We start from the raw sequence: 26,558 nt of genomic DNA on the forward strand, positions 1-26,558 counted from the left end.
ATATAGGCCACAAAGGCACAAAGTCGCAAAGTTTTTTTTAAGCTTTGCGATTTTTTTTTAGCCACGAATTCGCGAATTATTTTTTTTATTAAAAAATATAACCACAAATTACACAAATTTCCACAAATTATATTAAAAAGAAATTTGCGAAAATTTGTGTAATTTGTGGTTTTAACTTTTGCAGAGATTTTCGATTTAGCAGAAAAAAAATTTGTGAATTCGTGGCTATTTTTTTTTCAATCGAAATAATCTGTGGCTTTAAACCTTCACAGTTTCTATAATTTTATCCAAAGTAATTGGTAAATCGCGAACACGCTTTCCTGTAGCGTTGAAAACAGCATTTGCAATTGCAGGCGCCATTCCAACTAAAGCTGTTTCTCCCAAACCTTTTGTCCCCATCGGATTACTGATAGGGTCTTTTTTATTAACAAAAAACACTTCCTGCTTCTCAATATCGGCGTTTACGGGAACATGATAATCTGCAAAATTGTTATTGATTGGACGCCCAAAACGATGATCGATTTCCAGAGCTTCCATTAATCCCATTCCGATTCCGCCAACAGCCCCGCCGAACATTTGTCCCGCAGAGGTTTTCTGACTGATAACCGTTCCGATATCCGCGCAAGAAACCACATGCGCCAATCTAATTTTACCCAGATTCGGATTCACTAATACTTTCACAAAATGAACAGAGAACGAATAAATCGAATATTTCTTAGCTTCTTCAGCAGCTTTAGAAAGATTCTCTACTTCTAGGTTTTCTAATTTATTAGCGCTTAAAAGCGCAGTCAGAGCAATCGATTTTGATTTGTCTTTTTTAGAAGAAATCAATCCGTTTTCGAAAGTCAGATCCGTAATTGGAATTCCTTTAAAAGTCGCATTTGTTCCTGCTAATTCCAGTACTTTACTTACCAAAAGATTACAAGAATCATGCACTGCCGAACCTACAGAAGAAGTCGTTGCCGAACCACCTTGCGTTGGACCTTTTGGCAAACCGCTTTTTCCCATTTCGATGATTACATTTTCAGATGGAAGACCTGTAATTTCAGCTCCAATTGCTGTCATCATGGTTGCCGTTCCAGGTCCCATATCATTCACACTGCACTGTAATACTAAATCACCATTCGCAAGAAATTTTGCTTTTACCGAAGTCGGACTTCTGTAGCAACCAAAAGTTCCCGTTCCCATTCCGTAACCTACAAGCCAGTTTCCTTCTTTCACCGAGCCTGGTTCATTTTTACGGTTTTTCCAGCCAATTTTATCCATTCCCGCTTCGTAGCATTCTAAGAGAAACTTACTGCTCCATGGTTTATTTTGTTCCTGATCTTTTTCTGCATAATTGCGTTTGCGAAATTCAATCGGATCTAAATTTAATTTATAAGCCATTTCATCCATGGCAGATTCTAAGGCAAAAGAACCGGTTGCTTCTCCCGGTCCGCGCATCCAGATTGGCGTGCAGGTATCCAAAGGCACAATTCTATAACGAGTAGAAACGTTCGCACAATCATAAATAAAGCGTGACATATTTACCGTTCCTTCCATAAAATCTTCATAACTCGAAGTCATCGCAACGGCTTCATGAGTTAATCCTGTTAGTTTTCCGTCTTTGGTTGATCCCAATCCCATTTTCTGAATGGTGTACGGTCTAAAACCAACATTGGTAAACATCTGCTCCCGATGCAAAACCAGTTTCACCGGACGATTTAATTTTTTTGCCCCAATTAAAGCTGCAATCTCATAAGGCCAGGTATGCAATCCCATTCCGAAAGCGCCTCCAATGTATTCTGCATGCACCTCAACATCTTCTACAGGCACGCCAAAAACTCCGGCTACACTTTTTCTTGTTCCTTCTACGCCTTGGCTTTTTGTATATAAAATGGGTTTATTTCCATCCCATTTCGCAATGATATTCGCCAATTCCATTGGGTTATGAACTTCGGTCGGAATCGTATATTCTGTTTCCAAAACAACTTCGCCATTTTTATAACCGTCATGCTCGCCACGATGATAGTCGTTTCCTTTATCGGTTTCGACTTTTTTCTCTTTATCAGCAGCTTTTTGAAGTTCGGTTGAATGCTCTTCTTTAAAATAATCCGCTTTAATTAAGCTTGCTGCATAGCGCATACGCTCAAAAGTATCGGCAATCACCAAAGCAATCGGCTGATCGTAATACAAAATCGAATCGTCTTTGAAAATCTGCAGCGGCTGGCCAAAATTATGTTTGTCTTTCGCTTTTTGATATCCAGAAGGTTTGTCCACATTTAAATGTGTAATTACAGCCAGAACGCCTGGTGCCCATTCTGCTTTTTTAGTATCGATAGTTTTAATTCTGCCTTTTGCGATTGTACTTCCAACAAGGCAGGCGTAAACAACTCCTGACGTTTTATATTCAGCCGAATACGTTGCAGAACCTGTTACTTTAGCAAATCCGTCAACTCTATTAATATTACTTGTTTTGCTCATAATTGAATTATTTTGATGCTGCTATTGTAAGTGCTTCCGTTACTGCATTTCCTCCCAACGTCAATTTAAAGTCATTGCCGCCGTATCCTCTTGCGCCTTTCATAGACAGATTTCCTGCTTGTTTAAAAACCTCTTCTGATATTATTTTTCCTTTCAAAAATTCTTCAGTTTCTGTTAATCGCCAAGGTTTATGTGCCACACCGCCCATAGCGAGTCTGACATCATTTATCTTGTTATTTTTTATATCTAAAGCTACAGCAACTGAAACCAATGCAAAAGCATAACTTGTTCTGTCACGGACTTTTAGATAATGAACATTTTTAGTAAAATTATTATCTGGAATTTCAACTGAAGTAATCAATTCTCTTTCATCCAGTTTATTGTCTTTTTCAGGCGTATTTCCTGGAAGTCTGTGAAAATCTATAAAATTAATTTCTCGTTTTCCTTTTGGCCCTTCCACTAAAACTTTCGCGTCAAGCGCCGCCAATGCCACGCACATATCACTCGGATGAACGGCTATACAGCTATCAGAAGCGCCAAAAATAGCATGCATTCGATTAGAGCCGCCAATAGCGCCGCATCCGCTTTTAGGAACACGTTTGTTACAAGGCATATCGTTATTGTAATAATACGAACAGCGTGTTTTTTGCAGCATATTTCCTCCCACAGTTGCCATATGACGAATCTGCTGTGATGCTCCTGCAGCCAAAGCCTGAGCGAGCAGAGGATATTTTTCTTTTATAGAAGCATCTTCGGCAACCTGACTATTTTTTGCCAATGCACCGATTGAAACTTTTCCTTTTAAAAATTCTATTTTCTTTAAATCCAATCCGTTGATGTCGACCAATTTGTCTGGTGCGACAATATTCTTCTTCATCAAATCGACCAAATTTGTTCCTCCCGCAATAAACATGGACGAATTGTCTTTGGCTTTTCCTGTTATTGCCGAAGAAGACGACAGTGCTTTAATTATCTGAAAGTTTTTCATAGCTCCTTCCCTCCTTCCTTCACTTCAGTTATAGCATCAACAATATTATGATAAGCACCGCAACGGCAAATATTACCGCTCATGTACTCGCTTATTTCTTCTCTGCTGTTGGCATGACCTTCTTTGATGCAAGCAATTCCCGACATAATTTGTCCTGGCGTGCAATAACCACACTGAAAACCATCGTGTTTTATGAAAGCTTCCTGCATTGGGTGCAGTTTTTTACCTTTTGAAAGTCCTTCAATTGTAGTTACCTGAGCATTTTGCTGCATCGTAGCTAGAGAAAGACAAGACAAAATTCGGGTTCCGTTTACGTGAACGGTACACGCACCGCATTGTCCGTGGTCGCAACCTTTCTTGGTTCCTGTAAGCTGTAACTGTTCGCGAAGCAAATCGAGCAAAGTGGTTCTTGGCTCGATATTCAGATTGTGTTTTGTGCCATTTACTTCAATAGAAAGCGGTACGGTTTCTAAATACTCCGCTATTTTTTCGTCCCATTTCTTTTCTGATGCCATTACCAATGAAGGCGGCGTCAGCGCCAAAGCGGTAAAAAGTCCCGATTTCTTTATAAAGTCACGGCGGGAATTAGCATCCTCAGGCGTTACTTTATTCTGGTTTGTTTTTTTAGAAGCCATTCAGTCTATTTGTTAAATTAGCCAATTCACTTTTGTTATTCTAACAAATTTAGCGATCTTCTGTAAGAAAAAATTATAAAATTCAAACATTACTCTTATTTAGAATAATTACAATTTCTGTTTTTTTAAAACCATATAAGTAATATAAGTTTAATTAAAATTCCAATCTTTTTTAAACTCAAAGAGCGCTAAGATATTCTACTTAATCTTTACAAAAACGCGAAAAGCGCAAAGATTAAATGAAAAAAAATCTCGCAAAGTCGCAGAGACGCAAAGTTTAATGCAAAAAATAACCATATAAGTAATATAAGCATTTTAAGTTCTCTTCTTAATTAAACTTATATCACTTATATGGTTTAAAAAACTTTGCGCCTCTTCTTTATGAGATTTATTATGCAAAGTTTTTTTCTCGCAGATTTGGCAGATAAAGCAGATTATTGTTGCGTTAAAAGATTTTGCAGATTTTTAAAATATACTAAAGAAATCTGCTGAATCTGCTGAATCTGCGAGAAACAAATTATCCCTTACATAAACTTATATCACTTATATGGTTTAAAAACTTTGCGCCTCTTCTTTTTGAGATTTATTATGCAAAGTTTTTTTCTCGCAGATTTGGCAGATAAAGCAGATTATTGTTGCGTTAAAAGATTTTGCAGATTTTTAAAATATACTAAAGAAATCTGCTGAATCTGCTGAATCTGCGAGAAACAAATTATCCCTTACATAAACTTATATCACTTATATGGTTTAAAAACTTTGCGCCTCTGCGACTTTGCGAGATTATAAAATTGTATTTTTACTTTTTAAGCAAAAGTGTATGTCGCAACAGCAAATTATTTATTTGGATAATAATGCCACAACCCGTGTTGATGAAAGGGTATTAGATGCCATGCTTCCTTATTTTACTGATTTTTATGCTAATTCAACTGCTTCGCATATTTCGGGTTTAACGGTTCAAGAAGCGGTGGAAAATGCTACATGGCATACGGCTGATTTGATTAATGCTGATGCTGATGAAATCATTTTTACTTCGGGTGCGACCGAAGCTATTAATCTGGCGATAAAAGGTCTGGCTCATCAAAATCGTAAACATATTGTAACAATTCAAACAGAACATAAAGCGGTTCTAGAAACCTGTCGTTTTATGGAAAGCATTGGCTTTGAGGTTACTTATCTTCCGACTAAATCAGATGGACTTTTGAACCTTCAACTTTTAGAAGATATAATTACTGATAAAACTCTGGTTTTCATCGGAATGTTTTCTAACAATGAGACAGGAGTCATACAAAACATTAATGCTATTTCTACAATTTTAAAAGCTAAAAATGTGCTTTTTCTATGTGATGCTACACAGGCGGTTGGGAAAATTCCGATTGATGTAAAAGAACTCGGAATTGATCTTTTAACTTTATCGGCTCATAAATTTTATGGCCCGAAAGGTATTGGGGCTTTGTACATTTCGACGAAGGCCAAAATCAAATTGGAATCTCAAATTCTTGGAGGCGGACAGCAACGAAAATTACGCAGCGGTACGCTTAATGTTCCGGGAATTATTGGTTTAGGTAAAGCTTGTGAAATAGCTGCAAATGAATTAGATGAAAATCAGAATAGAATAAAACTATTGCGAGACAAATTAGAAAATGGCTTGTTGCAATTTGAAGGTTCGTTCGTAAATGGAAACATCGAAAACAGAATTTACAATACTTCCAATATTTGTTTTCCGGGCGTCAATTCAGAACAGCTTATTTTGGGTTTGGGGAATATTTCTGTTTCGAATGGCGCTTCTTGTTCGGCTGTAACTTCTGAACCCTCGCATGTTTTAAAAGCTATGGGATTGTCAGATGAAGAGGCTTTGAGTTCGATTCGCTTTAGTCTGGGAAGATTTACTACTGCCGAAGAAATTGATATTGCTATTGAACGGGTTTTGGAATTGGCTCGACGGTTATGTGTGTAAGTTTTTTTTTCTAAGGCGCTATTTGATTTTGCCACGAAGGCGCTAAGACACAAAATTTTTTAATCTCACAAAGTTTTTCTTTTTTTGCCACAAAGGCACTAAGGCACTAAGTTTTTTTAATCGCGCAAAGTCGCGAAGTCGCAAAGTTTTTAAAAATAATCTTTGCGCCTTAGTGTCTTCGTGGCAAAACCCCTTTGCCCCTTTGTCACTCTGCCCCTTTGTCACTCTCAAAAAGAAACTTCAAATAATCTTCTTTGGTATCGATATCAATATTTCCCTTTTCGAAAGGAACAGAAACTACATCTTCAGTATATTTTTTTAGGAGTTTTTTGGCTCCTTCCTGCCCTTTTAATTCTTGGAATTCTTGGAAGTATTTTTGACGAAATAAAACTGGCGTTCCTAAAGTTTCGGCGTAAGCTGAAGCGGCAATTCCTTTTTGGGTTTTCTGGGATTCGCTGATTAAATTTTCAAAAATAGAATTTGTTACAAAAGGCTGATCGCAAACTGTCAGAATACATTGTTCGCAATCAGAATTTAGAGATAATAATTGGCTAATGCCTTTTATAATGGAAGAAGACATTCCGGTTTCCCATTCTGGATTGAAAGAAATTGTTATTTCAAGCGACTGAAGCTCTTTTTCGATTAAATCATGATTGGAACCTGTTACGACTATTACAAACGATTTTTCAACCTTTAGAGCTTCGGAAATGGTGTTTTTCAAAAGAGTCGTTTCTTTAAATTCCAACAATTGTTTGGGTCTGCCTAATCTGGAAGAATTTCCTGCGGCTAAAATGATAATGCCTGTTTTATGTCGAAATTTATTCTCCATAATAAACTTCATCGTGTATTTTACCCGATTTGTATTTTAAAGATGTTCCTGTTCGGGCAGATGCGACCGCTTTAATTTCAGAAATAATAGACAATGCAATTTCTTCTGACGTTTCAGCTCCAATGTCCAAACCAACAGGACTGTGAATTCGGCTTAATTGTTCTTCGTTTAGGGTAATTCCTTCTAACGAAAGATCATCGAGCATTCGGCTAAATTTTGACTTTGGACCCAAAATTCCAATGTAATGGCAATTGGTCTGCAGTAACGATTTTAAAACCGCCAGATCGTATTTGTAATTGTGCGTCATCAAAACAAAATAAGTCTGATCATCGATTGCTATATTATCGAGAAAATGTTCGGGTTTTAAAACTGAAACCTGACTGGCTTTAGGAAAACGTTTGACTGTTGCATGTGTTGCACGGCCTTCGCCAATGCTGATTTTCCATCCTAAAACGGAAGCCATTTTTACGAGTGGCTGAATATCGTTTCCTGCTCCCGCAATTACGAGCGAAATGGATGGTTTTATAAACTCAATTAAAGCTTCACTGTCGTTCTCTTCTTGAAGTTTTTTGACTATTGACGTTTTGCTTTTCAGCACTTCTTTTACATCAGAAATTAAACTTAAAGCTTCGTTGCTATGATTTAAAATCGGACTGTCTTTTCTAAAGAATAAAGTGGTTCCAATCTGAAAAGCATTTCTTTTTAAAGAGAAAACCGTTACGATTACAGCTTCTTTCCTTTCTAACTCCAATTGCTGTAAAAGCTGAATGGGATTATTTTCTATTTCGTCGTTTATGTATTCAAAAAGAATATGGACAATTCCGTTGCATCCGAGCTGCAAACCCACTTCGGCATCATCTTCATTACTAGTATTGTAGGTTACCAATTTATTTTGTTGCTGATTGATTGAAAGAAGTGCTTTTCGAAGTGCATCTCCTTCAAGACATCCTCCGCTTATAGCACCTGTCAGCAATCCGTCTTCTGTAACGAGCATACGCGCGCCCGGCTGTCTGTACGACGAGCCTTCGACTTTAACTACTGTAGCCAAAGATGTTTTTTTTCCTGCTTTCTTGGCCTCAGAATATGCTTTTAGAATTTCGCTGATTTCTTTCATATAAATATCTTCCTAACAAAAATAAGGAATTCTTTTAAAGGGAAATAATTCCCATAACAAAAGCCGTCTGTACAGCTTCGGCAGTATTGGTCACTTTTAATTTTTCTATAATATTCTGTCTGTGGCGTCTTACTGTATAAACAGAAATATGCATTTCTAACGCAATCTGTTCACTTTTCCTTCCTTTTGCAACGCTAGTCAGAACTTCTATTTCTCTTTTCGAAAGTATATTTTGGGTATTGTTTTTATATTTTTCAGGTCCGATTACTTCGCCAGTTTTTATATTAAAAATCTTTCCATCAATTCCAGTTCGAGACTGTAAATCTGTTGATGGCAGATACAAACATAAAGCCAGAGAAATGCTTCCGTTAGTAAACGTATTCAAATAAATCGTTCGGTGATTGATATAATTAATTTTATTATTAGAATCCTTCATTCTAAGTCGGCTGAAGGTGCTGTAGTTGCTGTATTCTTCTTTCGGAATTTCTTTTAAAAACTGATAGAAATTAAGTTCCAAAACATGTCTTTCGACCAAATCGTCTGAATTGATTTTAGTAAATATACATTCTTCAAAAGCAGAATCAATTTCTGAATTTTCATCTGGAAGTCCGAAAACAGCACCGAAGTTGCCTGAATAAATGTAACTTTTGTCCAGCTGATAATCGGATAAAACAGCTACACATTGTTCTATTTTGACATAATTGCGCACAAACTGCTTGTACATTTCGATATCATTTGATTCTCCAATCTCAAATTTTTGTTCTAAAAAGGTAGTCATTAATTGGTTTTCGACGGAAGAATTCTGTGGCATTTAAAAGTGCAATTGGTTAATTTTACGTATTGCCCTTTTTGAAAAGCAATTTTAATTTTGAAAAACTAAAAATATTACTTTCTATCCCAATAAAATAATCTATGAAAACATTTTTTTACAACACCATTATTATTCTTAGTCTTTCTGCTTTGACGAGCTGCAATAATAAAAACGAAACTGCAAAAACGACAATGAAAGAAGAAACAAAAACAGATTCTGCCTTTGTAAATGGTTCGCCTTGCGACATCAAATTATCTTCTATCCATTTTACAAAAGCAGTTAACGGTGCCGACACGCTGATAAAAACCGAAGCAAATGAAAAAATCGTTTTTAAAGCGGGCGAGAAATCAGATTACTTTTCTGATCCTGACGGAAAATTATCCAATACTACTGCACCAATGCTTTTGTCTAAAGTAGATAATACCAAACCTTTTACGCTTACCGCGAAAGTTACGCCTGAATTTACAAAAACAGGTTTGTACAATGCGGGTGTTTTATACATTTATGTGAACGATAGTTTTTATCAGAAGTTTTGTTTTGAACAAGACGAAAGAGGCAATCATAGAATTGTAACTGTTCGTACAATGGGAACTTCTGACGATAATAATCACGATGTGGTGAAAGAACCTACTGTTTACATGAAAATCTCTTCAGATACTAAAACAGTTGCAAGTTATTATTCGTTAGACAAAAAGAATTGGCAAATGGTTCGTTTGTATAAAAACAATTATCCAAAAGAAATCTGGATGGGAATTAGCACTCAATGTCCTGTAGAAAAAGGTACGCAAAGTATTTTTGAAGAAATCAGTTTAGAAGATAAAAGTGTTGCCGATTTTCGTTTAGGAATTTAAATGATTTTAGATTTTAGATTTTAGATTTTAGATTTTAGATTTTAGATTTTAGATTTTAGATTTTAGATTTTAGATTTTCTAAAAATCGCTACGCTCTTTTTGGAATTTGGAATTTCAAGATTTGGAATTTAAACTTTAGTTAATCATTTTTTTAAACCGATGTATGATTTATATTACTAAGTTTTGTATTTTTATCAATAGCAAAATAATATTATTACCTAACTTTAAAAATAAACTACATGGGAAAATTTGTAATTACCACCAGAGCTAATGGAGAGTTTCAATTCAATTTAAAAGCTGGTAATGGCCAGACCATTCTAACAAGTGAAGGTTATACAACAAAAGCAGCCTGCAGTAACGGAATTGAATCTGTTAAAAAAAATGCACCAGACGATGACCGTTATGATAGATTAGAATCTAAAAGCGGGAAACCATATTTCAATTTAAAAGCTGGAAACGGACAAATTATTGGTTCAAGCGAAATGTATGAAAGTACATCGGCTAGAGAAAACGGAATTGAATCGGTAAAGAAAAATGCTCCTGATGCAAGTGTAGATGATCAAACGGCTTAATTGCCTATTTATAATTATAAAAAAAGCTGTTTCTATTGATTTAGAAACAGCTTTTTTATTTAAATATACTTCTATTTATTTTTTACCTTTTAACTGATACAAAACAGAACTATGAGGTTTTAAATCGGCTGTTATTTCTTTTGAAGTTACTTTTGATTTCTCGCCCGTCCACATATTTAAAACTTCAGCTGAACTAGATATTCCTAAATCAGAAAGATTTACCGAAACCTTTTGCGAAGTATTATCCGAAATATTGAATAAAGCCAGATAAACGCTGCCGTCTTTTGCATTTTTTGATGTTACGGCAATTTTCCCGTCTTTCTGAAAAAGCTGTTTTACATCACTGCTTTCGTTGTGCATTTTTACCACCTCTTTATTCGTCAATAATGATAAAGTGAAAGCATCATTACTTGGCAAATCTCCTCCAAAAAACAATGGCGATTTGAAGATATTAAAAAAGGTAATCAAAGTATATTGTTCGTCTTTTGTCAAACGCGTCATTCTATCCTCGCCTCTTTCTCCTCTTATGGAAATGCGTCCTAACGGAATCATATCGCAGTCTGGCCAAGTTCCCGGTGCAATGTACGGATACCATTTTTGCGCCACCTCCATCAAATGTGTAATATGAGGCCACGTATCCCAAACATCGTCAACCATACGCCACATGTTTGCGTGCGTGCTCACGTGCGCAGCTGCTGAAATTGGCGTTTCTCCTGGCGAAGTGCTTAAAACAATTTTACGTCCGCATTTGTCAATCGCATTTCTAATTAGGTTGATTTCGCCTTCGTGATAAGGTCTTGACAAATCATCAATTTTAATAAAATCTACTCCCCATTGCGCATACAATTCCAAAATAGAATTGTAATATTCCTGTGCTCCAGGTTTGTCTGCCACAACAGTATAATTGTCTCTCAGCCATTCACATTGTAAGGCGGTAGAATACACCTGATCTGCCGTTATTCCGTTTGTTCCTTTTATGGGCAGTTTATCTTCAACGGCTTTTTTAGGAATACCACGCATGATATGGATTCCGAATTTGAGTCCTTTTTTATGAATATAATCAGCTAAAGGCTTGAAACCTTGACCGTCTTTTGCTGAAGGAAATCGGTTAACCGCAGGCAAATATCTACCGTACTGATCCATTACATACCGCGGATCGGTTTGGTTGTAGCCTCCTGCTTTGTCATTTTCTACAAACCATCGAATGTCGACTACGATATATTCCCAGCCAAATTTCTTTAGCTCTTTTGCCATATAATCGGCGTTGGCTTTTACTTCGTGTTCTTCAACCGTTGGTCCGTAACAATCCCAGCTATTCCAGCCCATTGGCGGTGTCTGAGCCCATTGTTTAAATTCTTCTTTTTGAAATGCTTTGGTTTGAGCATTTGCTAATGCTGACAGGAAAAAGACTCCTATCGCCATTGTAAATAAGTTTGTAATTTTCATTGCAAGTGTGGTTTAAGTGTAAGTTATACACTTTAAAAGTAATAAAAAAAATGTACGATGTCGCTTTTTTTATTCTTTGGTATAATCAAAACCATTTTGATGAAAACAAAAAATGCAGAAAAGTTACCCTTTCTGCATTTCATATAATTTTATTTTTTAGAATTTTTAATCCAATAAAAAGACAATTAATCCTCTTGCTCCGTGTGCTCCAAGAACCAAAGATTGCTCAATATCAGCCGTTTTCGATGGACCAGCGATGAAAGTTCCGAAACCGTATTCCATGTTTCCAATTCTTTGATACGCTTGCTGCATTGTTGGAACAAGATCACTTTTATGAACAATAATAGCTAAATATTGTGCAATAAATGGCGCGACGCGCTGTCCTAAAATATCATCGGTTACCCAAAGTCCGCTGTTTTCTGCAACTCCAAAATGAGCTTTTACAACCGTTAATTCTACATCTTGCAGCGAATGCGGATCTACGTTTTTCCAGTCTAAAGAAGCAATTTCTGAAAGCTCTGAAAGCGTCGTAATTACTCTTTTCTCCAGATTATAATTGGATTTGATGTAATTGATGATTTCGTTATAATCGGCCACTTCAACTGGATCGCCACCAATTCCTTTTAAAACGGTTTTATACGTTTCTAATACATCAAATTGTTCTGAACCTAAAAGATTTAGATCCGGCAATTCTGAAACCAAATCGGGTTGATTCAGTTTTATTCTTTTTAAAATTTCGCCTTTACTACTCATTCTTATTCTCTTTAGATTCTCTCGAATTTTTCTTGTACCATTCTCTAAAAGATTCCTCAGGAACATCAGGCATTTCGCGCTGATCGTACCATTTGTTCATCTTATTATTCACCATTCCTGGAATATTCTTCATTACAAATCGTCCTGATTTTCCAGCAATATTAAATACCGTCGGATTTGCCAAAACTGTTGCCATGGTTTTCATTGCTACCGTTTTTGCAGTCGGCGTATGCCCTTCTTTAACCAAAACCTGACGCCATTTGTACAATTGGTCGTGAATATCAATTTTTACAGGACAAACATTCGTGCATGAACCGCAAAGCGTACTAGCAAAAGGTAAATCGGCATTTTTGCTCATATCTAAATTTGGTGCCAAAATAGAACCAATTGGTCCCGCAACCGCATTGTGATAACTGTGTCCGCCGCTTCGTCTGTACACTGGACAAGTATTCATACACGCTCCACAACGAATACATTTTAGCGAATTTCTAAAATCTTCTCTTCCTAATTGTGTACTTCTTCCGTTGTCAACAATTACGATGTGCATTTCTTTCCCGTCTCTTGGCTTCTTGAAATGACTCGAAAAGGTGGTAATTGGCTGACCTGTTGCGCTTCTTGCCAATAATCTCAAGAAAACACCTAAATGTTCTCTTTTCGGAATTAGTTTCTCAAATCCCATACAGGCAATGTGAACGTCTGCTAAGTGCGCGCCCATATCGGCATTTCCTTCGTTGGTGCAAACCACAAATTCGCCCGTTTCTGCAACAGCAAAATTAACTCCTGTTAAAGCTACTTTTCTAGTTAAGAACGTATTCCTCAAACTCTGACGTGCAGATTCTGTCAAATACTGCGGATTGAAGTTTCCTTTTTCTGTTCCTAAATGTTCATGGAAAGTTTCGCTTACATCTTCTTTTTTTAGGTGAATCGCGGGAAGTACAATATGACTTGGCGGTTCTTTTCGAAGCTGTACAATATATTCTCCTAAATCAGAATCGATTACTTCTATTCCTTTTTCGGCTAAATAATCATTTAAATGGCATTCTTCTGTAAGCATTGATTTGGATTTCACCATTTGCTTAACATCATGTTTTGCCATGATCGAATGCACGATTTCGTTGTGTTCTTTAGCATCGGCTGCCCAATGCACGATTATTCCGTTTCGCTGCGCATTAGCTTCGAATTCGACTAAATAATCGTGAATATTAGAAAGAACATTAAATTTTATTTGAGATGCGGTTTCGCGAAGCAGTTCCCAATCTTCAATTTGATGTGCAGATCTGTCTCTTTTAGCGCGAACAAACCAGAGCGTTTCATCATGCCAATTGACACGCTCAACGTCTTTATTGAACTTTGCTGCGGCGTCGCTATGCGGTATTACTTTTTCTGATGACATTTTTAATTATTTAAAAGTCAATTTTTCAAATGTTTGTTATTGCTATCTTTATTTAACCGCTAAGGTCGCAAGGTTTTACACAAGGTTCCCAAAGCTAATTTATCTTAGCGTGCTTTACGGTTTTTCTTTGCGTGTTTTGCTGTAATTTTTTACGCAAAGTCCGCTAAGATTATTTTAATTGCGAGAGTAAGCAAAACCTAGATATTAAGTTCGCAAAGCTTTGTGCAAATAAAGCTTTGCGAACTTTTCATTTTAATGATTCTCAAAAAAGCTTTGCGTGCTTTGCGTAAAAATCTTTGCGTGCTTTGCGGTTAAATTTCACTCAATAATTTTCTTAATTTTCCAGTGAATTTAATATTTCAGCAATGTGAATGGTTTTAATTCTGCTTTTTTGTCTTTTCAGAATTCCGTCCAAGTGCATTAAGCAAGACATATCTCCACCGGTAATATAATCCACATCATGACTTTCGTGATCTTTAATACGATCCTGACCCATTTTTACAGAAACAGCTTCTTCGGTAACGCAAAACGTACCTCCAAAGCCACAGCATTCGTCTTTTCTAGTCAATTCAACTAAATTAAGATCTTTTATACTATTTAATAACTGCCCAGGTTTAGAAAAAAATGGCGCATTCAGTTCTGACATTTGCGAAAGATGCAATCCTCGCTGACCGTGACAGCTAACGTGCATTCCGACTTTAAACGGAAATCTTCCATCAATGTGGTCGATTTTTAAAACATCTGTGATAAACTCTGTAAGTTCATAAACCGTATTTCGAATTGCTGTTGCCTTCTCTTCCTGTTTTTCGTCATGCAAATGGTCTTTTACATGCAAAACACAACTTCCAGAAGGACAGACGATATAATCAAATCCAGAAAAATTGGCGATAAAATTGGCGTCGCATCCTTTTGTCAAGTGCGCATAACCACTATTTGCCATTGGCTGTCCGCAGCAGGTTTGTCCCATTGGGAACTCAACCTCACAGCCTAATTTTTGTAGTAATTCGTAGGTTGCGATTCCTACTTTTGGATAAAATTGGTCGACATAACAAGGTATAAAAAGTCCAATTTTCATATTGTAGTATTTAGTGTGTTGTTCATTAGGCGTGTACTGTAAAAATGTAAAAAATACGTTTATACCGCAAATTTACAACATACAGACCGTTTTTACCTAATGTTTATAGAATTTCAAATCAATTAAATCATTCTGAATTGGTTTTGGATTCCAGTTATCGTGAATGGCCAATGCAGCACCCAAAGCACTCGCCTGCGCCATCGAAGCCGCGTAAACCTCAACATCTGGAAAAGCTTCTGCCAATAAATTCATATAAATCGAATTTTTACTGAAACCTCCATCCACAAAAATCTTTTTTACTGGACTGTTATGAATCACCAAATTGGTCGAAAAAACCTGCTGTTCTACCAAATCCAGCATTAATTGATGGTAAGCTGTTTCGTAATCTTTATAATTGGAAAGATCCCTTTTTTGAAAAGGGCATTCTTTCAGAATATCAAAATTGTATTTTTTAGGATAGATAATTTGAAAATTAAGCGCTCTTAAATTGGCTACAATTTTTTTATCAAAATAAACCTCTTTGTACGTATCAACCGGAACATTAAAATGCTGCGCCAAACGTTTGGTCTGCACTTCGTGTTCGTTTCCTGCAAACAATCGAGCAGCTTTTACTGGTTTCTCGGTATACTGCATGTAACAAAGACAGTCGTTTTGCAGTTCGTCAAAAGTCAGCGGTTTGTTATTGAACGGATTTAAAGAAATACTCCAAGTTCCTGTAGACAACAATACAAATGGTTCTGTAAAGTTGATTGTATAAGGTATGATCGCCGATGAGCTATCATGCAAACCTACGCCAATTGCAAGGTTTTCACGAGTCATAATTACATCTTTACCAAAATGTATTGACGGTATTTTTTCTGCAATATTTTCTTCTTTCAGCCATTTATGGTATCTCATTTTTTTGAAATTCCACAAATTCGTGTGACAGCCAATACTGGTAATATCCGCGTAGGCTTCATTCGTTAAAAGAAAACTTAAAAACTGCGGCAAGTGCAGGCAGTATTTTACTTGTTCGAAGATTTCAGGCTTTTGTTCTTTTAAACGGTAAATCTGCATTCCCGAATTTAAACTGCCTAAAACTGGAGAAGCGGTTTTTACAGCAAACTTCTTTTCTCCTTTGTATTTTTCGTAGAATTCAGATTTTAAATCCTCTGGATAATCTTTTAAATAATTATACAGAGGAGTTAAAACTTTTCCGTTTTCGTCAATGTATACGAAACTGGCTCCGTAAGTGCTGAAATTGATGGCTTTTAAAACATACTCTTTCAGTTCTTTTATTTCAGATAATCGATCTAAAATCCAATTTTTCAGTACTTCGATATCTTCACACGGAAATCCTTCTTCATCTGTGGTTTCATCCAGATTTACCGATTTCTCCCAGACAATTTTATAATTTTCGTTAAATAAAAAAACCTTTTTGTTTGTTTTACCAATATCAAAAATCGCAACTACATTCATTTTTTTTTATTATAAATTATGAATTATTAGTTATGAATTCCAAAACTATAAATTATGAATTTTCATTTGAAGAAAATTCATAATTCATAACTCATAACTCATAATTATAATCCCGTTGCTACTGTTTTTAAACCTCTTTCGTCAATCAAAGTTCCTCTAACTTGAAGCGAACGATATAATGCTACCGGATTTAATGCTGCTCCAGAACGAAGACGAGCTTCTGCCACTAACGCACGAACATCTGTACGGAAAGCATTTTGAAGAATTTCCTGTGCTTTTACCACATCATTTTCTTCTTGCGCTTGTTCTAATGCTTTTCTGTCTACAGAAAGTGCCTGAGCATAAGCAATCATAATGGCTTCTACAGACTGCAATAAATCTTCTAACGGATCTTTGATGTTGTGAGAAGCATCGATCATCCAGCCTAAATCTTTAGCGTGATTCATCCCTCTTGCATCCATTCCTTCTACCAATTCATTGAAAATCAAGAATAATTGATATGGTTTTAATGCTCCAGCCGTTAAATCGTCATCACCGTATTTTGAATCGTTGAAGTGGAAACCTCCCAATTTGTTTTCCATTAATAAAATAGAAACAATCTGCTCGATATTAGCATTTGGAAGATGATGTCCTAAATCTACTAACGTCTGCGCTTTGTCACCTAACTTTTTAACATACGAATAAGACTGCCCCCAATCTGCTACAGTCGTAGAATAAAAGTTAGGCTCAGCACATTTGTATTCTAAAAATAATTTCCAGTTTGAAGGCAATGCATCGTAGATTTCTTCTAAACTTTCTAATGTATTTTGGTACGCTTTTCTGAAGTTTAATTGTCCAGGAAAATTAGAACCATCCGCTAACCAAACGGTTAAAGATTCAGATCCTAATTCGATTCCGTGCTTAATTACTTCTATATTATGAGCAATTGCTTGTTTGCGAACTGCTTTGTTTACGTTTTGTAAAGAACCGTATTTGTAAGTGTGCTCAGCACTTGCCTGATCTTGAAAAGTATTCGAGTTCATGGCATCGAATTTTAATCCGTGCTGTGCTGCTAATGTTTTAATTTCATTATAATTTGTTGGAATATCCCACGGAATGTGTAATGAAATTGCTCCAGAAGCATTGTTTAATTTGTGAAGCAAACCAACATCTTCGATTTTTTCTTCTAAAGAGCGAGGTTCTCCTCCGCCAGCAAAACGTCCAAATCTTGTTCCTCCTGTTCCTAAAGCCCAAGATGGAATGGCAATTTGAAAATCGATCAGTTTTTGAATAATCGCTTCTGTATCATTAATTTCTGATGCTGTAAAAACTAATTTGTTCTGGTGTTTTTTTAATAAATCCTCGTTATGAGATTCGATGTGGTTTGATCCGATTAACATAGTTATTGATATTTTAATAGAGTTTACAAGATATATAATTTTATATTTTTAGTATAGTTTTTTAACACATGCTCTCAAATAAGACGCTGATTTTTTATTTTCTGGTTTCACGCAGATTTAAAAAGATTTGAGTAGAAAGCGCAGATTATTTTTGAATCATTTTGATTAAAAAAAAATCAATAATCTGTCAGATCAGCTTAAATCTTTTTAAATCTGCGTGAAACAAAAAATCATTTTAATCCTTCCAATCTGTGGCTAAAAAAAATCACTAAAAATTAGAACTTATACAATCTAAACTCTTGTTTTACTTCACTTTTTTTTTGCTTTTTATAAAGCTGAAAGCGTTATGTCTAAAAAAATCTAACGTTCGAAAGAATTCGAACGCTAGACCACAAAAAACCACTTTTGCTTAAACAAACTTATATAAAAAACCTAAACAATCTTTATCTATAAAAGCCCATGCCTACGCCACCATCTACGTTTAATGCGTTTCCTGTAGATTTACCTAGTAAACCTCCAACAAAAGCATAACAAGCGTTGGCAATATCATCTGGCAATATGATTTCGTTTAATAACGTACGTTTTGCATAGTAAGCCGGAAGTTCTTCAACTGTAATTCCGTATGCTTTTGCACGACCTTCTGCCCATCCTCCAGACCAAATATTTGAGTCTGAGATTACAGCATCAGGATTTACTGTATTTACACGAATTTTATCGGCTCCTAATTCAGCAGCCATTAAACGTGTAAGGTGCGCTTGAGCCGCTTTTGCCGAACCATAACCAGGATTGTTCGGACCTGCAACTACAGCGTTTTTAGAAACGATATTTACGATATCTCCTCCAAAACCTTGTTTGCGCATTACTTCGATTCCGGCTTTAGAGACAATAAATTGTCCTTTAACCAAGATATCGTATAATCTATCCCACTCTTCAAGAGTGTGTTCTGCAATAGATTTAGAAATACTGATTCCAGCATTATTTACTACAATATCAACACCTCCAAAAGCTAAACAAGCTTCGTCTAATGCTAATTCTGTACTTTTTTCGTTAGTTACATTCAATAAAGTGCTAGAAACGGCATCTTTACCAAAAGCTTTAGTAAACTCTGCTGTAGCACCTTGCAAACGCTCTTCGTTAATATCATTGATTACTACGCAAGCACCTTCTTGAGCGAATTTTTTAGCGATAGCTTTACCAATTCCACCCGCAGAACCTGTAATCAATGCTACTCTTCCAGACAATGCTTTTGGTTTTGGCATACGCTGTAATTTAGCTTCTTCCAGCAACCAATATTCAATATCAAAAGCTTCTTGGTGCGGTAAAGAAGTATATTCAGAAACTGCTTCTGCACCTTTCATTACGTTTACTGCATTGATGTAGTATTCAGATGCTAAACGCGCCATTGTTTTATCTTTAGCAAAAGTGAACATACCAACTCCAGGATATAAAATCACCACTGGGTTCGGGTCACGCATTGCTGGCGAATTCGACTTTTTACAAGCATTGTAATAGTCTTTGTACATCGCACGGTATGCCTCAAATGCAGGCGTTAATTTTGCTTTAATTGCTGCAACATCAGATAAATCTTCGTTTGGATCCAACTCTAAAACCAATGGACTGATTTTAGTTCTTAAAAAGTGATCTGGACAAGAAGTTCCTAATGGAGCTAATTTTGCTAAATCATTAGAATTAATAAATTCTAAAACTCTTGCATCATCTGTATAATGACCAATCATTTGACGTTCTGATGAACAGAAACCTCTTAAGATTGGAGCTACTTTTGCTGCTTTTAATTTACGGTCTGCTTCTGGAAGACTGTCAATTTTCTTTCCTCCAAAAACTGGACGTTTTTTACCGTAGTTATCTTCTAAGTAAGAAGCACATTTCTCGATTACTTCCAGCGTATTGATATAACTATCAAACGCAGTGTCTCCCCAAGTAAATAAACCATGAGAACCTAACATGATTCCGCGTAGTTTTTTACCGTTTTGTGCCGCTTCTTCTAAACAAGCTCTCAACTGAAGACCAAGATCAAATCCTGGACGCTGCCAGCCTACCCAGCCAATTTCTCCGTTAAATAATTCTTCAGTGATTTTCTTTCCATCTTTCGCTGCAGCGATCGCAATTGCCGCATCTGGATGTAAGTGATCAATATGTTTGAATGGAAGAAAACCATGTAAAGGCGTATCGATTGAAGGCGCTTTTGAAGCCAAATCGAAAATACAGTGGTTGAATAATTCTACCATTTCATCTTCAAACTCAATACCTCTATAAACATTTTCAAGATTACGAAGTCTGTCCAAATACAAAGCCGCACAACCTGATTTTGTCAAAGTACCGATATCACCACCAGAACCTTTAATCCACATTACTTCAGAAGATTCTCCAGTAAGAGGATCTTTGTCTGTAATTTTCACAGAAGTGTTTCCACCTCCGTAGTTGGTCAATCTTAAATCAGCTCCTAACAAGTTAGAACGATAAATAAAAAGCGCTACTTCATCACCTGCCAATGCTGCTGCCTTAGCTTCATCCCAAAGGTAGCTTACGTGCTTAAAATTCATATTATTAATTGTTTTTGTATTCGACATATACTATTTTATTATTCTTGTATTTATTTATAATGAGTTACCAATTCCTACCAAAACGATTGCAAGCATTATCAGACCAATTCCCCAGAAAAAAGTTCTTAAAGTCTTTTTAGAAACTCCTGACCATTCTTTCAAATAAAATCCCCAGAAATTTGCTGTCAGGATAATGGTTGCCATGTGCAAAATCCATGAACTTGCTCCGTTACCAAGTTTGCTTTCTCCCATTCCGTAAAAGAAAAACTGTAAAAACCACATGGTTCCAGCCAGTGCAGAAAACAATACATTTTTAGTTATCGGAGTAGACTTATTGGTATAATCACCAATAGTTTTATTTTTAAAATTTAAGTAAAGACACCAGATAAAGTTGGTTGTAAGACCTCCCCAAAGCAAAACAACATAAGTCACATTATTTTGAAATAGCGGATTAGAACCATTTAGTATCGCTTGCTCTGCCATAGGTTTTCCAGCTTCTATTCCGTAGTTAAAAAACGAACTTAAAATTCCAGATATCACCGCTACAATCAGACCTTTTACTAAATTGAAATCTTTGTCTTTATCTTCGTGGCCTGTTGCAAAATCTTTCTCTTTCAGCATTCCTGCTTTTCCAGAAATAGCAATTCCTATAAGATATACCACCACTCCTAGTAAAACTAACTGTCCACCAGAATTAGAAAGCATGTGAGAAAATGAAATTTTTCCTTCTGTCGGAACAAAATCATAATAAATTGACGGAACTAAAGCACCAAATGCAGAACAAAATCCAAGCGTTATTGAATTCCCCAAAGACATTCCCAGGTAACGAACTCCAAGACCATAAGTAAGCCCTCCGATTCCCCAAATTAACCCCATTGAATAGGTAAATGCTTTGATTGAAGGAGAAGCTGTTGCTATAATTTCACCAAAATGAGGAATCGTCAAATAAGCGGCGATTGGCGGAACAATCAGCCAAGAGAAAAATCCTCCTACAAGCCAATAGCTTTCCCAAGCCCAGTCTTTTACTTTTTTAAAAGGCATATAAAAACTACCTGAAGAAAATCCTCCGATAGAATGAAAAATGATTCCTAATAATGATTCCATTTATTAAATTTTAGTTTTTGGTTTGTTTAGATAGCAATTTGGTTTTGTAAAATAAGAGAATGTCAAAAAGAAAACTGTCCTGTACTATCCTTTACGGATTTCGTATTTTTTGTTAAAACTAAGGATTATTAGAAATAACGGCTTGTAATTATTGGGTAAATAAATTTAAAATGGCTATTTTAGCAATCGATTTCGCAATTATTGATTCCGCATTCGGGTTAAAATTCAGGAATTATAAAAAAAAGATTACAAGCCTTAGTAAATTCTCTTTTTAATCGCTTAAATAATTCTGCGCAGACAGATTCTTTCGAAAGAAGAGATTTTTTTGAATTATTTAGAATTAAAATGGGTTTCGGTGCAATACGAAACAAATTTTCTCAAAATGAACATGATTAAACTTATTAAAATCGACGAAGATTCTCGAGTTCCTAAATACAAACAGATTGTTGACTCCATTCTTCAGAACATCGCTAACGGAAATTTGAAAATCAATCAAAAAATTCCTTCCATTAATAGTTTCAGTGAAGAGTTTTATATGTCACGCGATACTGTTGAGAAAGCCTATAATATTTTAAAAGAACGAAAAATCATTTCTTCCATTAGAGGAAAAGGCTACTATATTACCCGAACCAAACTAGAATCTAAAGTTAATATTCTGTTTCTGACCAATAAATTGAGCTCGTATAAAATGAAAACATACAGCTGCTTTATTGATACTCTCGGAGCCAATGCCCATGTCGATCTTCAAATTTATCACTGTGATGAAACTTTATTCCTAAATATATTAGACAAGTTTGAGGGCGCTTACGATTATTATGTGATTACAACGCATTTTAAAACAGACGAATTAAAACATTTAAGTTTTACTGATAATGTGGTAAACGCAATTAAAAATATTCCGCAAGAAAAGCTGGTTGTTTTAGATAATATCAAATTAGGAACCGGCGATAATGTCATCAAAATTTATCAGGATTTTGAAAATGATATTTATAATGCGCTAAAAGAAGGACTTTCTAAAATAACAAAATACAAACGTTTGATTCTTGTATATCCAGATAAAGCGGTTTATCCGTATCCGAGACGAATTCTGCACGGATTTAGAAAATTCTGTGTCGAACACGAAATCAATTTTGAGATTCTAAGCGAAGTCTACGATGATATGATTCTAAAAAAAGGCGATTTGTTTATTACGATCGAAGAATCTGACTTAGTGAATTTAATGAAACAGATTCGAGATGAAGAATATGTTTTAGGAAAAGAAATTGGTGTTATCTCTTATAATGATACACCTCTAAAAGAATTATTAGGCATCACGGTAATGTCAACCGATTTTAATGTAATGGGAGAAACTGCCGCAAGAATGATCTTGAATAAAGAAAAAGGTCAGGTAAAAGTGCCTTTTAATTTTATTGATAGAAATTCTATTTGAGGTGCTAAGGTTCTAAGTTACTAAGGCGCTAAGGTTTTTTTAGCCACTAAGGCGCTAAGACACAAAGTTTCTTCGCCACGAATTCACGAATTTTCTCTAATTTAATTCGTGCGATTCACCGCAAAAAACACCGATTTATTAGCCACGAATTCACGAATCATATAAAAAAATTCGTGAATGCGTGGCGAAAAAACTAACCGCAAAGGGCTTCGACTCCGCTCAGCCTGACAAACGCAGTAAAAACTATCCAAGAAAATTTGCGCTAATTTGTGTAATTTGTGGTAAAAAAATCCAAGAAAAATTTGTGCAATTCGTGTAATTCGTGGCAGAAAAACTAACCGTAAAGGGCTTCGACTCCGCTCAGCCTGACAAACGCACAGTAACTCTCGGTAAAATTTGCGCTAATTTGTGTAATTTGTGGTAAAAACCCATCCAAGAAAAATTTGTGCAATTCGTGTAATTCGCGGCAAAAAACACAAAATCTATTCGCCACGAATTCACGAATCATATATAAAAATTCGTGAATTCGTGGCGAAAAAACGAACGCAATAATTCGTGGCAATAGAAGACATAAAAAAACCTCGCCGATTGACGAGGTTTTAGTTGTATTATTTTTTTGATTCTTCGATAGAAACTTTTCTGAACTCTTTTAAAAGTTTTTCAATTTCTAAAGTAGCTTTACGTGCTCTTGGTCCTGCAGCCTTGATACCTTTCTCAGTTAAAGATTCAGCTTCTGCTTTGAATGTGTCAATTTCGGCGTTGATTTTTACTAATAAATCTTTCATGCTTATATATTGTTAAATTAAGCCACAAAAATAAAAGTTTGTGTGATAGTTACAACAATTTTGCTGTTAAATTTAATGCAGTTTTTCATTCATTTTCTTTACAATAAATTGACTTGCTTTGTTTTCAAAAACCCAGCAAACACAATACATTAACAATCAAAGACTTATTAATAAATTTTCCTTGTCTTGGTTATTTGAATGCTCTGTAGAAAGTATCTCAATCCAGATATTTTTTTCTACAATTAGCGTCTAAAACCCTTCTATTTGTTAATTTTTTCAAGGAAAAAGTACTTCAAAACGGAAAAAAACTACTCGATTAGAGTCTTATTTAGGTAAACATTCCTGAAAATAATACCATTTACAATACTCTTATCAATCTTCGTTTTTAAAGATTCTATATTCAGATTTTCAAATTCAAAATTGCTTAATCGCACATTCGGATCTTTTTCCACACCATAAAAATTAGTGCATTTGAGATTGATATTTCTCAAAGTAATATGATCTCCATAAGACAGCGGGATATCTTTACGATTTTTTAAATCATAAAACTGCCGCCACGCAAAAATAGCCAAACCCGTTTCTGCTTCACCTTGAATATTTTCTAATAAAATATATTCGTAACGTTGTGGTGTATCTGGTCTCATTTTCAGCCAAAGCAAACGAGAAGCGCCTTCTATTTTACTATTTCTAAAAATTACATTTCGGTTATGAATAGCTTCACTCCCATTGGTCAATGCCGAATGGCAAAATCCAAAAGTGCAATCTTCAATGATGATATTTTTATTAGAGCCGTTATTCTCGTCTTGGTCTGCATAAGGGCCTTTACCGCCTTTTAGAGCTACTGCATCATCATTAACCGACATGTAGCAGTTTTTTATTAAAACATTTTCGCAGACATCCAGATCAACCGCATCTGTACTAGGCGCTTTTATTCCGATATGTGGAGAGAAAATATAAAGATTCAGCAGTTTTACATTCTTGCATTTATAAAAATGACTCGTCCAAAAACCAGAATTAATCAATTTTACATCCTGAAACTGAACATCATTGCAGTTCCATACAAATACTAATCTAGGGCGTGAAACTTCTAGATTGGTACAGTCTGGATTTTCACTTCGTCTTTTCCAGAAAGCTTCCCAAAACTTTTTACCATTTCCGTTTATAGTTCCTTCCCCAGAAATAGAAAAACGATCTACTCCGTAAGCATTCACCAAAGCAGGAAAATAATCCAGATTTTGCCCTTCCATTCTAGAAGCTCTAATCGGATAATCAGCAATTTTGTCTGAACCTTTTAAAACCGCTCCTTTCTCTAAATATAAAGTTGTTTTTGGTTTAAAGAATAAAGCACCGCTCAAGAAAACACCTTTTGGAAACACAATTACACCTCCGCCATTTAATGATGCTTGGTCAATTACAGTCTGAATGCTCTTCGTCTGAATTAATGTGCTGTCCTGCTTAACTCCGAAATCTGTTATACGATATTGTTGTCCTAAATCTTTCAGCTGCAACTTCTGATCATTTTTAAACCAGTTGCTAATCGGACTTCCATCAGGAAAAAATTCCGAATCTTTCTGTGCAAAAGAAGAATTTAGGCAACATATAAAAGTTAAAACAAGAAGAAGCTTTCTCATTTGTATAACAGTCTGAAGTTTCAAAATTATTTAATTTTAACGGTAACTTTAGCAGAAAGCTGTTTCGCTAAATTGGTCACATAATTAGTAAAAAAAGCAGAATCTTCAAATCCTTTATCTGCACTTAGTTCCCAAGCTGCAACAGCATAATAACTGATTTCTTTATTGTTTTCAATTTTCAATTTTGCTAAATAAGAATCGGTTAGCTGTCCAGTTTTTGGAGCTTCCATATAGCCTTGATAAATATTTTTCGGAACCAAAATAGCCGATCCTAAAATCCATTGGCGTTCGTACGTAAGTCGGTCATGCAGAATCAAACACACCCATTCGCCCGCTTCTATCACTTGAAGCGGATTTTTATTGTTGATGTTTGAAAGCGCCGCGAGAAAAGTTTCTTTTCCTTTAATGCCATTGATAGATACGGTATTTTTATAGGCATACATTCCTGGCCAAATTGAAGTCGTTTCTTGCGCCTGATATAAGTTGTCAGAAGCTTTCCAATTTTCGTAGTGATAACTTAAAACTGACTTTACAGGTCCTTCTGCCACAATTTTGAAAGTCGTTTTCTCTACATTATTAATCGTATCATTTCCTAAAATACCAAGCCTAGTGATTTTATTATCAGCCAATAATGCAAAACCGCCCAGACCAGCTGAACTTCCCACAGGAAAAACATCTCTTCCCCAATCCAGCATGACGTGATAATTGTCTTCAACGGCACCTTTACTGTTTATTCCAACATCTTCTGGCGTTATTCCCGGAAGTTTTTTACCAAACACATCTTTACAGTTTCTTCCGTCCAGATAATGTCTAAAACCCACTTTATCATTTTCCCAAGTTGGGCCGTCAGTCTGATATTTTTGGTAGCCTAACTTTTTATGCACCTGATTTGCCATTAAAACTTCCTGCGTATCTGGATGAACTGGTAAATCTTTGCCTTCCCTTTTTCCAAAACGAACACTTGTCTTAATTGTAAATTTAGGATCTTTATCTGACCATTTCCATACAATCTTTTTTTCTTCGTTTGGCGCAAAATCGGTCACAAAAAATAGTTCATCCCATTTTCCATCTCCGTCAAGATCATTAATTTGTGCTGGAATCGTATCGTTTTTAAAAAGCAAAATCGGATAATTTGCTTTATTTTCAAATCGCTTTTCTCTTTTAATAGAAACTGCTTTTTGAGATAATTTCAAATTACTTGTGTTTTTTACAACTATAGTATTTTCTGCGGTTTTTTGAGCGTTACTGCTTGTATAACATAATGCGGTAAAAGCGATTGAAATATAAAATGGGATTATTTTTTTCATTCTTTTTAATCTTTATATTT

At 35.6% G+C, this 26,558-nt stretch carries 21 protein-coding genes; 4 read left to right on the top strand and 17 right to left on the bottom strand.

The genetic code is table 11. The features are described 5' to 3' along the window. Positions 1 to 258: 258 nt before the first annotated feature. Genes ACWA1F_RS16630 through ACWA1F_RS16640 form a run of 3 tightly spaced genes read right to left on the bottom strand, consistent with a single transcriptional unit; the run spans position 259 to position 4,086 of the window. A complete protein-coding gene (locus ACWA1F_RS16630) occupies positions 259 to 2,463 on the bottom strand; it encodes a xanthine dehydrogenase family protein molybdopterin-binding subunit (RefSeq protein WP_456895212.1) in 2,205 nt (734 codons plus the stop codon). Positions 2,464 to 2,470: 7 nt separating this feature from the next. Next, a complete protein-coding gene (locus ACWA1F_RS16635) occupies positions 2,471 to 3,451 on the bottom strand; it encodes an FAD binding domain-containing protein (RefSeq protein ID WP_456895214.1) in 981 nt (326 codons plus the stop codon). After that, positions 3,448 to 4,086 carry a (2Fe-2S)-binding protein gene (locus ACWA1F_RS16640; RefSeq protein ID WP_456895216.1) on the bottom strand — a complete coding sequence of 213 codons (639 nt, stop codon included), beginning with the start codon at positions 4,084 to 4,086 and terminating at the stop codon, positions 3,448 to 3,450. The genes ACWA1F_RS16635 and ACWA1F_RS16640 overlap by 4 nt, the downstream gene beginning before the upstream one ends. A gap of 817 nt (positions 4,087 to 4,903) precedes the next feature. Between ACWA1F_RS16640 and ACWA1F_RS16645 the strand changes: the two genes are divergently transcribed. Further along, positions 4,904 to 6,040 (top strand): cysteine desulfurase family protein, encoded by a 1,137-nt coding sequence (locus tag ACWA1F_RS16645; protein ID WP_456895218.1) that lies wholly within the window; start codon positions 4,904 to 4,906, stop codon positions 6,038 to 6,040. Between the two features lie 205 nt (positions 6,041 to 6,245). On the opposite strand, the gene ACWA1F_RS16650 is transcribed toward ACWA1F_RS16645, so the two are convergent. From ACWA1F_RS16650 to ACWA1F_RS16660, 3 genes are read right to left on the bottom strand one after another with little or no spacing between them, the layout of a single operon-like run. After that, the gene (locus ACWA1F_RS16650; protein ID WP_456895220.1) at positions 6,246 to 6,869 is read right to left on the bottom strand and encodes a nucleotidyltransferase family protein; all 624 of its coding nucleotides are present in this window, start codon (positions 6,867 to 6,869) and stop codon (positions 6,246 to 6,248) included. Next, complete coding sequence (locus ACWA1F_RS16655) at positions 6,859 to 7,983, bottom strand: XdhC family protein (RefSeq protein ID WP_456895222.1); 1,125 nt, start codon at positions 7,981 to 7,983, stop codon at positions 6,859 to 6,861. Before ACWA1F_RS16655 ends, ACWA1F_RS16650 begins: the two co-directional genes overlap by 11 nt. Positions 7,984 to 8,017: 34 nt before the next feature. Next, on the bottom strand, positions 8,018 to 8,761 hold the full coding sequence (locus tag ACWA1F_RS16660) for a response regulator transcription factor (protein ID WP_456895224.1): 744 nt from the start codon (positions 8,759 to 8,761) through the stop codon (positions 8,018 to 8,020). Positions 8,762 to 8,895: 134 nt separating this feature from the next. Here ACWA1F_RS16660 and ACWA1F_RS16665 point away from each other — a divergent pair, with 134 nt between their 5' ends. Continuing rightward, positions 8,896 to 9,645: a DUF1349 domain-containing protein gene (locus ACWA1F_RS16665; RefSeq protein WP_456895226.1), complete on the top strand. Its 750-nt coding sequence runs from the start codon at positions 8,896 to 8,898 to the stop codon at positions 9,643 to 9,645. A gap of 239 nt (positions 9,646 to 9,884) precedes the next feature. Next, positions 9,885 to 10,217 carry a YegP family protein gene (locus ACWA1F_RS16670; protein WP_456895227.1) on the top strand — a complete coding sequence of 111 codons (333 nt, stop codon included), beginning with the start codon at positions 9,885 to 9,887 and terminating at the stop codon, positions 10,215 to 10,217. A gap of 75 nt (positions 10,218 to 10,292) precedes the next feature. Here ACWA1F_RS16670 and ACWA1F_RS16675 read toward each other — a convergent pair whose 3' ends face one another. The 8 genes from ACWA1F_RS16675 to rhaT form a co-directional block, all read right to left on the bottom strand. Continuing rightward, a complete protein-coding gene (locus ACWA1F_RS16675) occupies positions 10,293 to 11,663 on the bottom strand; it encodes a glycoside hydrolase family 27 protein (RefSeq protein ID WP_456895229.1) in 1,371 nt (456 codons plus the stop codon). Positions 11,664 to 11,828: 165 nt separating this feature from the next. Beyond that, positions 11,829 to 12,416, bottom strand: coding sequence for a LutC/YkgG family protein (locus tag ACWA1F_RS16680; RefSeq protein ID WP_456895231.1), 588 nt, complete (start codon positions 12,414 to 12,416; stop codon positions 11,829 to 11,831). Next, on the bottom strand, positions 12,409 to 13,809 hold the full coding sequence (locus ACWA1F_RS16685) for a lactate utilization protein B (RefSeq protein ID WP_456895233.1): 1,401 nt from the start codon (positions 13,807 to 13,809) through the stop codon (positions 12,409 to 12,411). The genes ACWA1F_RS16680 and ACWA1F_RS16685 overlap by 8 nt, the downstream gene beginning before the upstream one ends. A gap of 334 nt (positions 13,810 to 14,143) precedes the next feature. After that, positions 14,144 to 14,884, bottom strand: a complete 741-nt coding sequence (locus tag ACWA1F_RS16690; RefSeq protein ID WP_456895235.1) for a (Fe-S)-binding protein — start codon at positions 14,882 to 14,884, stop codon at positions 14,144 to 14,146. 96 nt (positions 14,885 to 14,980) lie between these two features. Then, on the bottom strand, positions 14,981 to 16,342 hold the full coding sequence (locus ACWA1F_RS16695) for an FGGY-family carbohydrate kinase (protein WP_456895237.1): 1,362 nt from the start codon (positions 16,340 to 16,342) through the stop codon (positions 14,981 to 14,983). A 104-nt stretch (positions 16,343 to 16,446) separates the two neighbouring features. Then, positions 16,447 to 17,721 carry a TIM barrel protein gene (locus tag ACWA1F_RS16700; RefSeq protein ID WP_456895239.1) on the bottom strand — a complete coding sequence of 425 codons (1,275 nt, stop codon included), beginning with the start codon at positions 17,719 to 17,721 and terminating at the stop codon, positions 16,447 to 16,449. Between the two features lie 443 nt (positions 17,722 to 18,164). Beyond that, positions 18,165 to 20,309 (bottom strand): bifunctional aldolase/short-chain dehydrogenase, encoded by a 2,145-nt coding sequence (locus tag ACWA1F_RS16705; RefSeq protein WP_456895241.1) that lies wholly within the window; start codon positions 20,307 to 20,309, stop codon positions 18,165 to 18,167. Between the two features lie 27 nt (positions 20,310 to 20,336). Further along, positions 20,337 to 21,386 carry an L-rhamnose/proton symporter RhaT gene (gene rhaT, locus ACWA1F_RS16710; protein WP_456895243.1) on the bottom strand — a complete coding sequence of 350 codons (1,050 nt, stop codon included), beginning with the start codon at positions 21,384 to 21,386 and terminating at the stop codon, positions 20,337 to 20,339. Positions 21,387 to 21,774: 388 nt separating this feature from the next. Between rhaT and ACWA1F_RS16715 the strand changes: the two genes are divergently transcribed. Further along, on the top strand, positions 21,775 to 22,815 hold the full coding sequence (locus ACWA1F_RS16715; protein ID WP_456895408.1) for a GntR family transcriptional regulator: 1,041 nt from the start codon (positions 21,775 to 21,777) through the stop codon (positions 22,813 to 22,815). Positions 22,816 to 23,423: 608 nt separating this feature from the next. On the opposite strand, the gene ACWA1F_RS16720 is transcribed toward ACWA1F_RS16715, so the two are convergent. The 3 genes from ACWA1F_RS16720 to ACWA1F_RS16730 form a co-directional block, all read right to left on the bottom strand. Then, positions 23,424 to 23,600 (bottom strand): histone H1, encoded by a 177-nt coding sequence (locus ACWA1F_RS16720; RefSeq protein ID WP_026729959.1) that lies wholly within the window; start codon positions 23,598 to 23,600, stop codon positions 23,424 to 23,426. Positions 23,601 to 23,908: 308 nt separating this feature from the next. Next, entirely contained in the window at positions 23,909 to 25,231 is a 1,323-nt protein-coding gene (locus ACWA1F_RS16725; protein WP_456895245.1) for a rhamnogalacturonidase, read from the bottom strand. 26 nt (positions 25,232 to 25,257) lie between these two features. Then, a complete protein-coding gene (locus ACWA1F_RS16730) occupies positions 25,258 to 26,538 on the bottom strand; it encodes a DUF4861 domain-containing protein (protein WP_456895247.1) in 1,281 nt (426 codons plus the stop codon). Positions 26,539 to 26,558 lie beyond the last annotated feature (20 nt).

The organism is Flavobacterium erigeronis (assembly GCF_054075165.1).

Bases quoted from the DNA above. Each gene is read 5' to 3' on its own strand.
- ACWA1F_RS16630 (WP_456895212.1), bottom strand. From the start codon at position 2,463: ATGAGCAAAACAAGTAATATTAATAGAGTTGACGGATTTGCTAAAGTA.
- ACWA1F_RS16635 (WP_456895214.1), bottom strand. From the start codon at position 3,451: ATGAAAAACTTTCAGATAATTAAAGCACTGTCGTCTTCTTCGGCAATA.
- ACWA1F_RS16640 (WP_456895216.1), bottom strand. From the start codon at position 4,086: ATGGCTTCTAAAAAAACAAACCAGAATAAAGTAACGCCTGAGGATGCT.
- ACWA1F_RS16645 (WP_456895218.1), top strand. From the start codon at position 4,904: ATGTCGCAACAGCAAATTATTTATTTGGATAATAATGCCACAACCCGT.
- ACWA1F_RS16650 (WP_456895220.1), bottom strand. From the start codon at position 6,869: ATGGAGAATAAATTTCGACATAAAACAGGCATTATCATTTTAGCCGCA.
- ACWA1F_RS16655 (WP_456895222.1), bottom strand. From the start codon at position 7,983: ATGAAAGAAATCAGCGAAATTCTAAAAGCATATTCTGAGGCCAAGAAA.
- ACWA1F_RS16660 (WP_456895224.1), bottom strand. From the start codon at position 8,761: ATGACTACCTTTTTAGAACAAAAATTTGAGATTGGAGAATCAAATGAT.
- ACWA1F_RS16665 (WP_456895226.1), top strand. From the start codon at position 8,896: ATGAAAACATTTTTTTACAACACCATTATTATTCTTAGTCTTTCTGCT.
- ACWA1F_RS16670 (WP_456895227.1), top strand. From the start codon at position 9,885: ATGGGAAAATTTGTAATTACCACCAGAGCTAATGGAGAGTTTCAATTC.
- ACWA1F_RS16675 (WP_456895229.1), bottom strand. From the start codon at position 11,663: ATGAAAATTACAAACTTATTTACAATGGCGATAGGAGTCTTTTTCCTG.
- ACWA1F_RS16680 (WP_456895231.1), bottom strand. From the start codon at position 12,416: ATGAGTAGTAAAGGCGAAATTTTAAAAAGAATAAAACTGAATCAACCC.
- ACWA1F_RS16685 (WP_456895233.1), bottom strand. From the start codon at position 13,809: ATGTCATCAGAAAAAGTAATACCGCATAGCGACGCCGCAGCAAAGTTC.
- ACWA1F_RS16690 (WP_456895235.1), bottom strand. From the start codon at position 14,884: ATGAAAATTGGACTTTTTATACCTTGTTATGTCGACCAATTTTATCCA.
- ACWA1F_RS16695 (WP_456895237.1), bottom strand. From the start codon at position 16,342: ATGAATGTAGTTGCGATTTTTGATATTGGTAAAACAAACAAAAAGGTT.
- ACWA1F_RS16700 (WP_456895239.1), bottom strand. From the start codon at position 17,721: ATGTTAATCGGATCAAACCACATCGAATCTCATAACGAGGATTTATTA.
- ACWA1F_RS16705 (WP_456895241.1), bottom strand. From the start codon at position 20,309: ATGTCGAATACAAAAACAATTAATAATATGAATTTTAAGCACGTAAGC.
- rhaT (WP_456895243.1), bottom strand. From the start codon at position 21,386: ATGGAATCATTATTAGGAATCATTTTTCATTCTATCGGAGGATTTTCT.
- ACWA1F_RS16715 (WP_456895408.1), top strand. From the start codon at position 21,775: ATGATTAAACTTATTAAAATCGACGAAGATTCTCGAGTTCCTAAATAC.
- ACWA1F_RS16720 (WP_026729959.1), bottom strand. From the start codon at position 23,600: ATGAAAGATTTATTAGTAAAAATCAACGCCGAAATTGACACATTCAAA.
- ACWA1F_RS16725 (WP_456895245.1), bottom strand. From the start codon at position 25,231: ATGAGAAAGCTTCTTCTTGTTTTAACTTTTATATGTTGCCTAAATTCT.
- ACWA1F_RS16730 (WP_456895247.1), bottom strand. From the start codon at position 26,538: ATGAAAAAAATAATCCCATTTTATATTTCAATCGCTTTTACCGCATTA.